At 53.2% G+C, this 15,197-nt stretch carries 13 protein-coding genes; 4 read left to right on the forward strand and 9 right to left on the reverse strand.

Annotated features, from left to right (window positions below):
* Positions 1–99 precede the first annotated feature (99 nt).
* Positions 100–1,017, reverse strand: a complete 918-nt coding sequence (locus SB725_RS08905) for a LysR family transcriptional regulator (protein ID WP_410921621.1) — start codon at positions 1,015–1,017, stop codon at positions 100–102.
* 238 nt (positions 1,018–1,255) lie between these two features.
* Between SB725_RS08905 and SB725_RS08910 the strand changes: the two genes are divergently transcribed.
* From SB725_RS08910 to SB725_RS08925, 4 genes are all read left to right on the forward strand, one after another.
* Entirely contained in the window at positions 1,256–2,095 is an 840-nt protein-coding gene (locus tag SB725_RS08910) for a pirin family protein (RefSeq protein ID WP_410921622.1), read from the forward strand.
* A gap of 72 nt (positions 2,096–2,167) precedes the next feature.
* Positions 2,168–3,247, forward strand: coding sequence for an alkene reductase (locus tag SB725_RS08915; protein WP_410921623.1), 1,080 nt, complete (start codon positions 2,168–2,170; stop codon positions 3,245–3,247).
* A gap of 244 nt (positions 3,248–3,491) precedes the next feature.
* Positions 3,492–4,280: an SDR family oxidoreductase gene (locus SB725_RS08920; protein ID WP_410921624.1), complete on the forward strand. Its 789-nt coding sequence runs from the start codon at positions 3,492–3,494 to the stop codon at positions 4,278–4,280.
* Positions 4,281–4,478: 198 nt separating this feature from the next.
* Entirely contained in the window at positions 4,479–5,171 is a 693-nt protein-coding gene (locus SB725_RS08925) for a GntR family transcriptional regulator (RefSeq protein WP_224789372.1), read from the forward strand.
* Positions 5,172–5,234: 63 nt separating this feature from the next.
* On the opposite strand, the gene SB725_RS08930 is transcribed toward SB725_RS08925, so the two are convergent.
* The 8 genes from SB725_RS08930 to SB725_RS08965 form a co-directional block, all read right to left on the reverse strand.
* Entirely contained in the window at positions 5,235–6,761 is a 1,527-nt protein-coding gene (locus SB725_RS08930; RefSeq protein WP_027620501.1) for a UxaA family hydrolase, read from the reverse strand.
* Positions 6,758–8,128: an MFS transporter gene (locus tag SB725_RS08935; RefSeq protein ID WP_090404151.1), complete on the reverse strand. Its 1,371-nt coding sequence runs from the start codon at positions 8,126–8,128 to the stop codon at positions 6,758–6,760. Before SB725_RS08935 ends, SB725_RS08930 begins: the two co-directional genes overlap by 4 nt.
* Positions 8,129–8,238: 110 nt before the next feature.
* Positions 8,239–9,165: a 3-keto-5-aminohexanoate cleavage protein gene (locus SB725_RS08940; RefSeq protein ID WP_090404154.1), complete on the reverse strand. Its 927-nt coding sequence runs from the start codon at positions 9,163–9,165 to the stop codon at positions 8,239–8,241.
* A gap of 50 nt (positions 9,166–9,215) precedes the next feature.
* Positions 9,216–10,178, reverse strand: a complete 963-nt coding sequence (locus SB725_RS08945; protein WP_410921625.1) for a 3-hydroxyacyl-CoA dehydrogenase — start codon at positions 10,176–10,178, stop codon at positions 9,216–9,218.
* 322 nt (positions 10,179–10,500) lie between these two features.
* Complete coding sequence (locus tag SB725_RS08950; RefSeq protein ID WP_410921626.1) at positions 10,501–11,721, reverse strand: alpha/beta fold hydrolase; 1,221 nt, start codon at positions 11,719–11,721, stop codon at positions 10,501–10,503.
* Between the two features lie 65 nt (positions 11,722–11,786).
* Positions 11,787–13,175, reverse strand: a complete 1,389-nt coding sequence (locus tag SB725_RS08955; RefSeq protein WP_410921627.1) for an MFS transporter — start codon at positions 13,173–13,175, stop codon at positions 11,787–11,789.
* 390 nt (positions 13,176–13,565) lie between these two features.
* The gene (locus SB725_RS08960; RefSeq protein WP_410921628.1) at positions 13,566–14,492 is read right to left on the reverse strand and encodes a LysR family transcriptional regulator; all 927 of its coding nucleotides are present in this window, start codon (positions 14,490–14,492) and stop codon (positions 13,566–13,568) included.
* A gap of 84 nt (positions 14,493–14,576) precedes the next feature.
* Positions 14,577–15,113, reverse strand: coding sequence for a 2,4'-dihydroxyacetophenone dioxygenase family protein (locus SB725_RS08965; RefSeq protein WP_410921629.1), 537 nt, complete (start codon positions 15,111–15,113; stop codon positions 14,577–14,579).
* Positions 15,114–15,197 lie beyond the last annotated feature (84 nt).

Here is a 15,197-nt window from a genome sequence, read left to right on the forward strand (position 1 = left end):
AATGAATCCTCAAACAAGGAGGCAGCTGGTTCCCACCACAGCCCTACCCTCCTCTCTTTCAAGCCCGACCGAATTGTCGATATTTCGACGATGCTTGGATCAGGAACGAGCCGTTGCAGGGAATTCTTGCCCCTCCAGCTTCTCCATAACCAACCCAATGAATGCAGACACCGCTAACGGCAAATGTTGCCGGCTGGGGTAAAGCACATGCAGGCCGTATCCGGTTCTATGGTAATGCGGCAGCACAGACACAAGGCGCCCGGTCTGAAGATCAGACTTAGTCATGGCGGGCGGCAGCAAGGCAATTCCTAGCCCAGCCAACGTCGCCTTGCGCAAAGCTTGGGCGGTGTTTCCATTAAAACGGCTAGTGACCCGAACCTCTTCCGCCGCATCGTTTGGCCCATGAAGAACCCAGGTGGTGAAACCGCTAGGATGGCCAAAGCTCACACAGTCATGTTTGACCAGATCTCCAAGCTTAGTAGGAACGCCTCTTTTTTTAAGGTAATTCGGGCTGGCCACCAGACCTTCGTTACCAGCTCCAAGGAGTTGGCGACCGACGTATCCTGAGTCCTGCAACGCCCCACCTCGAAACGCAATATCGATTCGATCAGCGATCAAATCGGCGCGTGCATCACTCAGCACGAAGTCGACTTGTACCCGCGGATTCGCGTCAAGAAAATCGGCCACCCATTCCATAGGAAAGAAATCGAAGAAATCAGCCATTGCCGCAATGCGCACATTGCCACTCGGCTCTTGGTTTCCGGTCATCAGCTGCTCACCAGCGTCAATCAGACCTTCCACTGCTCCACAGCAGCGCTCGTGAAAAGCCTCGCCGGACTGGGTGAGTGTGAGCTTGCGCGTGGAGCGCTGCAGCAGCCTCGTACCGAGGTGAGCCTCAAGCTGTTGAACCCGCCGGCTTAAGGTGTTTGAGGGCATTCCAAGCTGCCGTGCTGCTTCAGCGAAACTACCGCTGCGCACCACTTTTACAAACAATGCGACGTCATTCAGATCGATCATCTTGCTGCCACCCACTCCAAAAATGGATCAGTTCAATCCAATTATGCCATCTAATAAAGCAATCAATAGACGCATATCCTTCAGTCATTGCTGCAGCTGACCTTCAGTTTCCGGAATCCCCTACGGGCTCACCGTCCAGACTTTTCGGCATCACTGAGTTCATCCACATCTAGTCCAGGCAGCTGGAACTCCGCTCGACGACATCGTCTGTCGGCAAGGGAGAACAAAGAGAAAACATATGACCGCCACCGTATTAGTTCGACCACGCGCCATTGTCCATCGTACTGAAGGAAGCACACACGGCCCCATAACGAGGCTTATGAGTCCAGGTGATCTAGGCGAGCTGTTGAAACCGTTTATTTTCCTGGACATTTTCAGCCTGAACGCCAGTGGTAGTAAGTCGAGTTTCGGCATGCATCCGCACTCAGGAATCGCAACGGTTACCTTCATGACAAAAGGGGATGTCTCTTATGAGGACACCACTGGGGCGACCGGTTTACTGCTCGCGGGTGGTGTTGAGTGGATGCAGGCCGGCAATGGGGTGTGGCACGACGCTACGCTAGCAAGCGAGTCCGCAATACAGGGATTCCAGCTCTGGGTGGCATTGCCGCCGCCGATTGAAAACGCTCCCGCGATGAGTACCTACCTTGATCCGTCGCAAGTTCCACAAGTGGGCCCAGCACGGGTGCTACTGGGACGTTACGGGGCAGCCCAAAGCCTGATCGAAGTACCGTGTGAAATGAACTATCTCGCCGTGAGTTTAAAAGACGGTGAGCACTGGCGTTACACCCCACCGTCTGGTCACAACATTGCCTGGCTCGCGGTTAGTTCAGGAAGTCTGGACGCAGGAGGGTTGGTCAATGTCGGCGAATTAGCTGTGTTCGAAGAGTCAGAGCACCACATCAACTTCATCGCGAAAGGCGATTGCTCTTTCGTGATGGGCTCGGCGGTAAAGCATCCGTACGACCTGGTAACAGGTAACTACTCGGTTCACACGAGCAAGGCAGCTCTGGCGCAGGGCGAAACGGAAATACAGCGGATTGGCACACGGCTGCGGGAGCAAGGACGGCTCAACTAGCGCCGCTCAACCCGGCGTGAAAATCATCTCGACGATAACTATCCAACACCCCAAATCATACTGAGGCACGTCATGACAGCGAGCAATCTCAACCTTCTTTTGTCACCCACCCGAATCGCCAACCTCCCCGTGAGAAATCACATGGTGATGGCGCCGCTGACGCGAAGCCGGGCTGGCCAAGGCGATGTTCCAACTTCCACAGTGGTCGAGTATTACCGTCAACGTGCAAGCGCCGGCCTCATCATTACTGAGGGTTCTCAGGTCTCGGCTCAAGGCAAAGGCTATATGAGAACACCGGGCATTTTCACCAACGAGCAAATCGCCGGCTGGAAACACGTGACCGACGCCGTGCATGCAGAGGGCGGACGGATATTTCTCCAGCTCTGGCACGTTGGGCGCCTGTCACACTCCCTAGTACAGATCGATAATCAGCTGCCGGTAGCGCCCTCAGCGATCAAGGCTGATGGCGAGATCTACACGCCTGAAGGATTGAAGCCTTACGAGTCACCACGGGCTCTGAGTCTGCATGAAATTCCTGGCGTGATCGCGGATTTTCGCCAAGGTGCTGAAAACGCGAAGCGTGCAGGTTTTGACGGTGTGGAAATACATGGTGCGAACGGTTACTTGATCGATCAGTTCCTGCGCGATGGCACCAACACCCGAACCGACTCATACGGCGGCTCTGCAGAAAATCGCGCTCGGTTTCTCAAGGAGGTTGTGGAGTCGGTCATCGAAGTATTCGGGGCTAGCCGCGTGGGCGTTCGCCTGTCGCCGATTTTTAATTACTTCTCCATGAGCGACAGCGATCCCCAAGCGACATTCAACTATGCAGCGAAAATGCTCAGTCGCTACGGGCTAGCCTACATTCACGTAGTAGAAGTCGGTGCGGGTTCATTCGACTTCAGAGAACTAAAGCGTCGTTTCGGAGGCACCTACATCGCCAATGGCGGCTATGACGCGGAACGTGCGGAAACGTCGCTCAGAGAAGGAAATGCTGATCTGGTGTCCTTTGGCACTGCGTTCTTGGCCAACCCGGATCTGGTAGAGCGATTCGAACAGGGTGTCGCACTGAATGACGCTGACCCGACCACCTTCTACCAGGGTGAGGAGCGCGGTTATACGGATTACCCGACCATGGCCCAAATCCTATAACGATGTAGTGCTGCGGTAAGCGTAGTCGCCGCCGGCTGCCTCTCGCAGAGTAATCGGGCCGCAGATAGGAATGCTGAACCGGAGTAGGAGTCTGCACCCACTCCGGTAATCACCTGTCAATCTGAGGCAATCCTGTCTTGACAATCAAACTGTGATCACATATCACTTAATGAGGTTTCCTTGTCTATGCGCGCCGTAGCCAAGGAAGAACTCATGAACAAAAATAAGACAGGACACATTGGCTATGAACGTGATGAAGCGGCTGACACCCTATACCGGATTGAGGGTTTTGATTTCCGGTGGGGCAGCAGGCATTGGAGAATCGATCGCGGCTGCATATCTCGAAATTGGGGCAAGAGTCCATGTATGTGATGTAAGTGAGCAGGCGATTGCACAATTTCGTGAGCGTTACCCTGAGGCTTTGGCCACATTGGCTGACGTCTCCGACTCTGCTCAAATTAAGCGAGTCTTCGAGATACAACAGGAGTGGGTGGATGGGCTCGATGTACTTATCAACAATGCAGGCATCGCAGGGCCGACCGGCGGAATCGACAAAATTAGCGATGCCGAATGGGAACAGACAATAGACATCAATCTCAATGCGCAGTATCGCTTCGCTCATCATGCTGTCCCCCTCCTAACGAAGTCAGAACACGCACACATCATTCATATTTCATCGGTCGCGGGGCGCTTAGGCTATGCCTGGCGGACTCCATACGCCGTGACCAAGTGGGCCATCGTTGGTCTTATGAAGTCATTGGCAGCCGAGTTGGGCGAAAAAGACATTCGAGTCAACGCACTGCTGCCTGGCATCGTCGAGGGCCCGCGCCAGGATCGCGTCATCAGTGATCGCGCCAAACAGTTAGGCATTTCAGAGCCGGAGATGCGCCAACAAACATTGAAGAAAATCTCATTGCGCCGGATGACTCCACCCGAAGACGTAGCAGCAATGGCGTTATTTCTATGCTCTCCTGCTGCTAACAATGTGACAGGACAAGCGATCAGCATCGACGGCAATGTCGAGTATCTTTGATTAGTCAGACCTACACGTCTCGCCACCGACCTTGGTAGCGAGACGCTTATTGGGCGTGTGCTAGAGAACTCGTTTCTCCCGAATCCCGTCACTTTCTATACCGGCACATCCGTGATCACAGTTGTCTCATTTTCCTATGCCGGCTGATCGAACCTGCCTATAATTCTCGCCATGAACCTATCCACACTCGTAACCCCCATGATCCGCCAGACTCTCAGTGCGGACGTTTATGCCCAGCTGCGTGATCTGCTGATAAGCGGACGCGTTATGCCTGGGGAAAAGCTCTCGCTCAGATCTATAGCGGACGCTCTTGGTGTTAGCGTCATGCCAGTGCGAGAAGCGGTTCACAGGTTGGTCGCTGAGCAAGCGCTTGAAATGGCGGCTAATCGATATATTCGCGTTCCTGTACTGACGGTCAGCCAATTCCGGGAAATCACCAGTATCCGGTTGAATCTGGAGGGGCAAGCTGCAGCTCGTGCTGCGGAGCTTGTTGATTCGCAGGCGCTGGCTGAGATTGAAAAGATACACGAGGCATTTTGCGCAGAGTTTGCAAAAGGCGCTCCCGATGAGTCACGGCTGATTACGCTGAACAAAGAATTGCATTTCGCAATTTATAATCAGGCGGACATGCCCATCCTGCTCCAGATAGTTGAGTCCCTGTGGCTGAGAATAGGGCCTATCATCAACTATGACCTACGATCTGGCACTGAGCGTGTGGTTCAGCGAGTGCAAGCCAGTCATCACGCAGCGATGGTTGATGCTTTAAAGAAGGGTGACTCCGTTGCCGCCTGTGAATCACTGCAAGATGACATCAAAAGTGCTGCCGAGTTTATCCTGAATACAGGGGCGCTGATCGTTGCCGATGCGCACAAGCCTGTCGAAGCTGATTAATTCCACCAACATGTTTTAAAAAGAGGCGCCTGGTATCAGGGCGCCTCTTTTTTCGCTCGCTTATTACATTTGAGCGCCGATCATCCAAGGCACTGTTTCTTCATTGCCGACGCCCAACGCCTCGCTTTTAGATTTTTCTCCAGAAGCCACTCGTATGAGCATGTCGAAAATCTCTTTACCCTTCGATTCAAGGGTGGCGTCGCCATCCATGACATCCCCGCAGTTGATGTCCATATCATCCTTCATGCGAGTGTACATTTTGGTATTCGTCGCAAGCTTGATCGAAGGAGCAGGTTTGGCGCCAAAGCACGAGCCGCGTCCGGTGGTGAACGCAACGAGATTTGCGCCGCTGGCGATTTGGCCAGTGGCTCCCATCGGGTCATAGCCAGGCGCATCCATGAACACCAAGCCTCGGACTGTAATGGGCTCAGCGTAACGATAAACGCCCATGAGTGCTGAGGAGCCACTTTTGGCAACTGCGCCTAGAGACTTTTCGAGAATGGTCGTCAGGCCGCCGGCCTTGTTACCAGGCGTGGGGTTGTTATCAATACTGCCTTTTTCGCGGTCTGCGTAGCTTTCCCACCATTTGATAAGGTCGACGATACCCTGGCCGACCTCACGGGTTGCAGCGCGACGAGTCAGCAGGTGTTCAGCGCCGTAGATCTCCGGCGTTTCGCTAAGGATGGCAGTTCCACCTTGCGCTACGAGCATATCGACAGCCACACCGAGGGCGGGGTTGGCCGTGATGCCCGAGTATCCGTCTGAACCGCCGCACTGGAGCGCCACGGTCAGGTGCCGCGCCGAGACCGGCTCGCGTCGGCACTCGTTGGCAACCGGCAGCATCGATTCCACGGCGGCAATGGCGGCATCCGCTGCGTTGCGAGTTCCGCCAACGTCTTGGATGACCACGGGAGCGATAAGCTTGCCGGTCTCGATGCCCTGGGCCATGAACAGCGCACCCATTTGATTGGCTTCACAGCCAAGGCCGATGACGACCACGCCAGCGAAGTTGGCGTGCTTGATGAAACCGCCTAGCGTGCGCCGCAGTTGGTTCACCCCCTCGCCATTGTGCTCTATGCAGCAACCGAAGCTGTGGGTGATCGGCACCACACCGTCCACGTTTGGGTAAGCATCCAGCACACCGTTTCGCGAGAAGTGTTCAACCACCATTTTGGTAACAGTGGAGGAGCAGTTCACAGTGCTCACTACACCAATGTAGTTTCGAGTTGCTACTCGCCCGTCAGCGCGGACGAAACCTTGGAATGTCACAGGAGAGGCTGCAGGCGACGCGACTTTGGCATCCTCGCCGAACGCGTAGTCTCGCTCGAACGTCGCCATCTCCAGATTGTGCGTATGCACGTAATCGCCTGGCTCAATGGGTTTAGTAGCAAAGCCAATGATCTGGCCATAACGCAGAACAGGATCACCTGGGTTTACGTGTGCAAGGGCGATTTTGTGCGCTGCGGGCACATCGGCGAGCACCACAATATTACCGAACTCCGCAACCACGGTTCCTTGAGGTATCGAAGCGCGTGCGATTGCAACATTATCGTCGGGATGTAGTTTAAGTGCCAGGGATGTACTCTTCATTTTGTCCTCGCATTATCAGTAATACACGGCGCAGCCTGGGGCAATACAATGTTGTCCCGCGTTTTTGTAGTAATCGTTTCTTGTGCCTGACGTAGTTTCAAACTCAGGAATGCCGCGAGCGTTAAAAGAGCCGCTACAATAATGAGTCCATTCTTCGTACTCCCAGTAGTTTGTTCAACGAACCCCAGAAGTGAAGGGCCGAAGAAACCACCAGTAATACCAAAGGTATTCACTAACGCCAGACCCGCCGCCATACCTGCCCCCGCCAGTCTTGAACTGGCAAAGAGGAATATCACAGGCTGAACAACGAAAAACATCGATGCCGTAAGAGTGAATCCTATTAGAGCTATCAGTGGAGTGGTAAAGGCCGCGAGGGTCAATCCAGCCGACATCAGGAGCAGCCCACCGAACATTATTTTGCGTGAAATTTTCGGAGTAGTTGCATACTTTGGAAGAAACGCTGCCCCGAGTGCTGCTGCGATCCATGGGATTGAGTTTAACAATCCTATTTGTAACGATGACAAGCCTCCATACGTGCCAATGATGCCCGGCAAGAAGAAAATTACCGAATACACACTAACTTGGTGGAGGAAGTACACCGCGATCGCAAGCCAAATCTGAGGGATTTTAAGAACGCCCTTAAAAGAATGACCTACATTGCCGGAGGCGATTTCTTCATCATGTTCTTTCTTCAGAACTTGCTCTACTTCAGTGACTTGTTCCTTTGATAGCCAACTTGCCGTAGATGGGCCGTCCGGAAGCTTGCGCCAAATCACGACGGAGAATAGAACAGCTGGAATTCCCTCCAAGAAGAACAGCCACTGCCAGCCGTGCCAACCCCAGATTCCATCCATCTCTAACAGCAGCCCGCCAACCGGCCCGCTGATGATGTTCGCGAGACAGACCCCGATTAGAAAATAGCCACTGGCTCGTGCCCTTTGCTCACGACCAAACCAATAGGTTAAATAGAGCATTACACCTGGGAACAATCCGGCTTCAGCTGCGCCCAGTAGCGCGCGGGCAATGTAAAACGTAGTCTCATCGGTAATGAAGGCCATACCGGCAGACAACAACCCCCAGGTGATCATGATCCTGGTGATCCAGAGTCGGGCACCTACCCGGTGCATGATCAGGTTACTGGGTACCTCCATGAGTGCATAGGTAAGGAAGAAGAGCCCAGCACCAAAACCGTAGGCGGCAGCGGAAATACCCAAGTCTACTGCCATGTGTGTTTTGGCAAGTGAAATGTTAGTTCTGTCTAGAAAGCTTATAACGTAAGCAAAGATTAACATCGGCATTAGTTTGCGAAACATTAAAGCGTTCAGCGACTGTCCCTTTTGTGTTTTTGTATGGGTCGTAGCTAACATGGTTCATTTTCTCCTCATGAGGATAAGGTGCTAAGGCGCGAGTGTTGTGCCGCGACCTTTAGTTATCAAAATATCCTCTAGATAGGCTTTACGGGGATGAATACCCGCGTTTAGAAATTGACGTTATCGCCACCTTTGAGCTTCAGGATTTCTCTCGCGTCAGCAGGTGTCGCCACTTCTAGTGAAAGCCCTTCGAGAATTTTGCGCATACGCAAGACTTGATCTGCGTTGCTTTTTGCCAATTGGCCCGGCCCGTCCCAAAGCGAGTCTTCAAGACCCACACGCACGTGTCCTCCAAGCGTGGCTGATTGAGCACCAATGCTCATCTGCTGCTTTCCTGCTGGAAGAACCGACCACTGATAGTCATCTCCGAAAAGACGATCAGCTGTGCGACGCATATGCAGGACGTCCTCAGGGTGACCGCCGATACCGCCCAAAATGCCGAAAACCGATTGGATCAAAAATGGGGGTTTGATGAGGCCGCGATCAATGAAATGTGCAGCGGTGTAGAGATGCCCAATGTCATAGCATTCGATTTCAAAACGGGTACCGTTCTCACTGCATGACTCGAGGATGTGGGCTATGTCGGTAAATGTATTTTTGAAAATGCGGTCATGGCTGCCGGCGAGGTATGGTTCCTCCCAAGCGTGTTTGAACTCCTTAAACCGATTGAGCATTGGGTAAAGCCCCATGTTCATCGTGCCCATGTTCAGTGAGGCCACTTCCGGTTTGAACTGATGTGCTGGACGAAGTCGATCTTCAAGCGACATTGTCGGTGCGCCACCTGTAGTCAGGTTGATCACCACATCGCTAGCCTCTTTGATAGCCGGCAGAAACTGCTTAAACAGTTCCGGATCCTGAGAGGGGCTGCCATCAATTGGATTACGAGCATGTAGGTGAACAATTGAGGCGCCAGCCTCAGCGGCACCAATCGCCGCTTCGGCAATTTGACCTGGTGTTACCGGCAGGTAACGGGACATGGAAGGTGTATGAATTGCGCCGGTGACCGCGCAAGTGATGATGACTTTACGAGCCATGGTGACCTCCTGGTAACTTATATTTTGGTGTTCAGGATGAAGTGATGCCGTCAGGAATTTGGTGCTTGACGCTTGTGCGCAGCGAGAGCCATAAGGCGGCGGTCACGCCAGGCGGATCGCAACGCAATTCCTTCGAGTTCAAGTTTTTGGCGGCGCTCGTCATGTACTCGGGCGACTGCTGATTCCGACCAATCAAAAGCATTTTCGGAATTGATCGTTTCGCGATTTTGCTGACCGTAGCGTTTGGCATAGTCAGATACGCCGGCAGGGGCGTTGAGATCGATGGTTTCGAAGGGGCCCATAAATGACCAGCGGAGGGCGAGTCCATCTTTGAGCACCCGATCAATATCCTCAGAGCTAGCAAAGCCTTCCTCATGCAATTTGAAGCATTCGTTGAGGACTGCTGCTTGGACTCGGTTCAACAAGAAGCCGTGGATCTCTCGGGATAGAACGACAGGGCTCTGCCCTGCTGCGGTGTAGATCTCATGCGCTCGAATCATCACTTCAGATTCTGTCCACGGCGCAGGGCAAAGCTCCACAAGAGGAACTAAGTAAGGTGGGTTGGTAGGGTGTGCAACTACGCAGCGCCCCCGCCCTGGTAGATCTTTAGTGAACTCGGAGGCCGGTAACCATGAAGTTGAACTGGCAAGAATCGCGGCCTTGGGCGCCAACGCATCCATTCGACTGAAGATATCGATTTTCGCCTCCACCGTTTCCCGAACGTTTTCCTGTACGAGCACCACGTCACGTAGCGCATCAGCCAAGTCGGGAACGCAAGTAATGCGTGCCAGTACGGTGAGGGGCGCGTCATTAAGAAGATCGAATTCTGCGAGCTCATTAAGCCTCGCTTCGATGTAGGCATGGCTGTTCTGCATTGTCTGCAGATCCATATCGTGTAAACGCACCGGATGTCCTGCCCGAGCAAAAACAATCGCCCAAGCTCTCCCAATCAGGCCCGCGCCAACGATTGCAATGGGGCCACGCTCTGTCGCAGATGGAGTTGTACTTCGCATGATGTTCTCCAAATTTTGTATTTATGTTTAGGAGTAATCGTTTGAGCGGTTGGTGAACCATGCTGACGCTCAGATGTTCGCTCTGAGACAGATGCTATCCGCTGTGATCACAGATCACAAGCAAATAATTCTGATCGTCTGACGATCGGCTATGGAAGGGATTCGAGGGTCGAGATAGCTCCCGTAACGGCCTGAGCCTCAGTGGGTCGGCGCGCTTTAGGTTTTTGTGCGGGAATAGAAAAGGTTTTTTTCGGGATTGAACCTTTGCGTTAAATAAACGCAGAAAAGCCCGCCTGACGAGCGGGCTCCTCAATCAGATCTTTCAGCCTGCGTGGCCGTGACCCGCTTCACGAAGGAAAGCGCGTACCGTGTCACAGAACTCCAATGGGTTTTCAGTCATTGGATAGTGGCCAGTACCTGCGAGCACGGCGATCTTACTGCCAGGAATTCGAGATGCCGTTTCCTCAACCTTCTCTTGGTACACCAACCAATCGGCGTCACCGCGCAGAAGTAAAACAGGCGCTTTGATCTTTCCAACTTGTTGCCGCTGATCAAAGTTCGCATAGCCTGTCAGGTCACCTTTCATCACCTGCGGCGTGGTGCGCGAGATCTGCCACACCACCTCCCTTGCACGATCAGGTGGAGTGCGATTGCCCGTCATCGAACGCGACCAGGCACCGATGATCTCTGGCCCATTCATGAGCAGCATATCGAGGAAGAACTCGGAAACCGTTGGGGTGAAATCTGCCCCCTCGGCTGAAATGATCGCACTGTACGCATCGGGTCGACGTGCACCCAATTCCAGCACCAGATTGCCGCCCATGGAGCATCCCATGATGGCGGGCTTCTCAAGTCCCAAGGCCTCCATAAGATGTTCGTTGAACTCCGCATGGCGAGTGAGGCTGTGGAATGGGCCTGATTCGGGCAGCTCTGATTTGCTGTGCCCAGGGGCGTCAACTGCAATGACGCGGAACTCATCTGAGAGACCGTCCAGTACGTGCCTGTACATTAGAGAATCTTGTGATGCCGCGTGGAAGCAAACGAGTGGACGCCCCTCCCCTGATTCTTCGTAGTAAACGCGAATTCCATCAACAGTAATGTACCGTCCTACCGTCTCTTTCCCCGACGGCTTAGGCCCGGGAGAGTACGAGACTGGTGGGTTATTATTGGCTTTCCCTACACGCTTCATTGCGTCGAACGCGCGGGCCATCACATCTACGTACTGCCATGCAGCGACCACGTTGCCCTCAAGCTCAAGTTTTCCCAATCCAGGGGACAACGCTTCAAACCAGTCGATCTTTCCGTCAAGAACGCGCTGCCACTCATCATCAGCACCAGACACGATGATGTCAGCGCCCAACGGGCTTCCTTCCGGGTAAACCGCAACGACTTTACCGGCGAGAACCGCAAGCGTTGAAAAACCTGTGCTGTGCTTGAATTGAATGCGCCCATCAAAATAGCGAGCAGCGGTAGTCCAATCAGCATCACCGTTTAACTCGTCGGCGAATTGGCTCAACCATTTGGCATCATTAATAAGGGTCATGACTTTCTCCTAGCTTTAGCTATCCCCAAGGGGATTTTCTTGTAAGTGCAGGTACGATCGGTTCGTTACAAACCCATGTTGCAAGAGGACTTCGATACCAGCGCCTTGTCGTACTTAAGGAACCAGCCGGTAGTTTCTCGGGTGAAGAAAATGGTGATGATGGCCGCCAGTACCATGAGACCGGAGATAAAGTAGAGCGCGTAGTTGTAGCCCGCAGCCTGCTCAAAGCCACCACCTGCGCCGATGAACATCCCGATCACGAATGGCCCAAAGCCACCGGCGTAAATACCGACGTTGACGATTGAGCCCGCCAGGCCAGTCGTGCCTTGCTTCGCAGAGTCAAACGCAATGGCATACAGCAACGTGTAGGGCGCGTTCATCGCGAACCCAGCAAACAACTGAATCGCGATAAGCCAAGTCAGGCTGACGGATGAGTATTTGAAGAGGTACATGCCCACCGCAAGCCACGCGAAAACAAGCACTAGGCAAAGTTTTCGGCCTGCACGGTCTGAGATCCATCCCCAAACGATCTGGCCAATACCGCCGGTGATGGTGAAGAGCACCGAGTAAGCAGCCGCCTCCGCGAAGTTGTAATGGGCAACAAAAGCCAGGTACTGAGGTAGCCAGAAGCTGATGCCGAAGTAGCCAACGATTGCGAACATCGAGATTAGAGCGATAGCAGAGATGTTCGGATTTTTCATCGCAGACTTGAACGCGCCTTTGGGCACCTCCACCACACCCTGTACCGCCTCCATTGATGGAGGGGTCTCACCGACTGCTTGAGCGTGTTCAACAAAGGACTCGTAACGCTTCTTCGTACTGAACCACCAGTAGACCGAAAAGATGATGATCATCGGTACAGGGAACAGCAGGAATGCAAAGCGCCAATTTTCCGGGCCGTAAGCGTGGAGTAGAGCACTGATCGCCAAGCCACCGATCAATGTGCCCCAAGGGTATCCGGTGTGATGAAGTCCTAGGGCGAAACCACGGCGCTCCTTCGACCACCACTCGGACAAGGAGGTGACTTCGATGGCTTCGCCAGCACCGCCAAATGCGTGAGACATCACTTGCAGCGCGACAAGCACTCCAAGCGAGCCGGTCAAGAAATTGAGGCCGGTCAGAAAGGTGAATAGCGTGTAAGCAATCACGATTGGCAGGTGGCGGTATTTTCGCATCCATCCCTGACCGCCTTTATCAGCCCAAATCATGCAAGGCACGGCTATCAAAGATGTAGCGATCGTGATGAAAGCGGCAAGCAGTCCAGTCAGCTCAGCGCTTGTCTTGAACTCGCTGGTGATGGAGGGCAATACCATAAAGAACATCTGGCGGGAGTTGGCATCCATGGCATACACGAGCCACAAAAGAGCCATCGCGCCCCACGAGGCTGCACCTGCTCCTTTCGGCACACGATTGACCGCAGGTAACGCTTCGATTTTGTCTTGAGCAAATCCCATGGGGATATCTCCGGGTGTTTATTTTTATTCTCCGGCTGAGGATCGGTGTTTTGCACACATACGCCTCAACATCCGAGATGATTCAGCACTTGTCGTACTGCTCACCATGGACAGAGGTTATGGCTCAAATTCAGGGCTGAATATAGCTGGCAAAGCACACCTGCTGTGACCGCCAGGAACAGGTCAGTGGCACAAAATGAGAGGAGCCCCAGCGAAACCTCGGCTACGTAATTTCGGGGGAATAGGTTTCAGATTTAGATTGATCTGTTGAGCAGAGAGCAGGCGACAGAGTTACCGGCGAGGTGGATCAGTGGTTCACTGGCCTAGGAGCCATAGTTGCGGGTTAGCGCGTGGGCAGAATGAAAATTGGCGGAGGTGCCGTAGTGGCTATCAAGTCGCTTTGGGTAGTCCTCTCACGACATTCCATGGATGTGCCATCCATTTTTCATGGAAAAACTCGATGAACACTCGGATGCGAGGACTCAGATGCTTTCTGTCTGAATAGAGCAGGTAAATAGGCTCCCGGATCTCCGCTTTGTACTCATCAAGCAGGAGCACCAGTGAGCCTTCCTGAATGTCTTTTCCAATGTGAAAATCTGCAAGGCGAACTATACCCGCGCCTGATTTGGCCATGTCTCTTAGCAACTCACCCTGGGTAAACGATCCCCGAGGCTTTACAGGGGTCGTCACACCTAGGCCATCTTGGATAAAGGCCCATTTGTTCCAGGGACTGGCAAAACTGAAATTGAAGCATCGATGGTTCATCAGGTCTTTCGGCTGCTGCGGTGTTCCATACTTTTCCAGGTAGTCAGGCGAAGCACACAGCAACCACTCACACTCGCCGATCTTCTTCGCGATTCTGGAAGAGCTCGGAATAATCCCGCTATGTATGGCTATGTCCAATCCTTGTTCGAACTGGTCAACGAATTGAGCGCCTAACTGAATCTCGACATCAAGACCGGGATAAGTGTCGAGGAATTCCGGCAACCAAGGCACGATCTGCTGCTTCGCAAAAGAGGTCATCGTGTGGATGCGAAGCGTGCCACTGACCCTTGAAGGAAGCCCTTCTGCCAGAGAGTCAGCTTCACTCATCGCCTCAACCACAGCTTTCGCACTGCGCAGATAAGCAGCCCCTTCCTCCGTCAGAGTGAGGACTCGAGAACCCCTCTGGAAAAGTCGAACCCGAAGCCGATCCTCTAGCCGCGCTATCAATTTACTGATGGCCGACGGAGTCATCTCATGCGCCCTGGCGGCAGCAGAAAAACTTCCGCACTCTGTTGACCAGATGAAGGCTAGCATTTGAGAGTATTGATCCATTTCGGTACGCTCCTTACGCGACTGAATCCACCTGTTTATCTACACAAAAAAACGCGCCGTAGCGCGTTTTTTTTTAAACCAAAATCAGCGAATGAACTGCTCGATATAATCGTCCGGCAAGCCCAAATTTTTGTAATGGCTGCGGGCAGCTTCCAGCTTGGTGAAAACGTCTTCATAGCCGACCGCGACACCCTGTGGGTCGACGTAAGTGTAGCCACCCTGAACGTGGAACCAAGTAATCATTTCTTCGACATCTTCAGGGACGAACAGAGTGTGAGTCTCCCCTGGCGGCTCGAATGCAAAGGAGCCTTCATCAGCAACCCAATCGTGTTCGAGGTAGTACCAACGCCCCCTCAACACGATCGCATGCACTGCACCTGAGTGGCGGTGACGTGACAAAACCCCGCTCTGCCGCACTCGGAGCAAGTTGATGTAGTACCCACCGCTCACGCTCAGCAACAGTGGTTTGAAAGATACTGACTTGGTGACAGGCACCCATAGATTATCGTCTTCGAGCCAAGTGGTCATAACGCCTGGATGCACCATGTCTGGAGACATGAAAGGCACCTGCGGCAAAGCATAAGGAATGGCAAGTTCATCAGGTTTAACGGGCGTATTCATTATAATTTCTCTCAACGTGTGACTGGCGAGCGAGCCAGGATTTCAATCGCTGAGTGAGAGTAGGTGATGCTCTCGCACAGGAGA

Source organism: Pseudomonas sp. SIMBA_041, from assembly GCF_046535095.1.
GTDB classification, from domain to species: domain Bacteria; phylum Pseudomonadota; class Gammaproteobacteria; order Pseudomonadales; family Pseudomonadaceae; genus Aquipseudomonas; species Aquipseudomonas mucoides.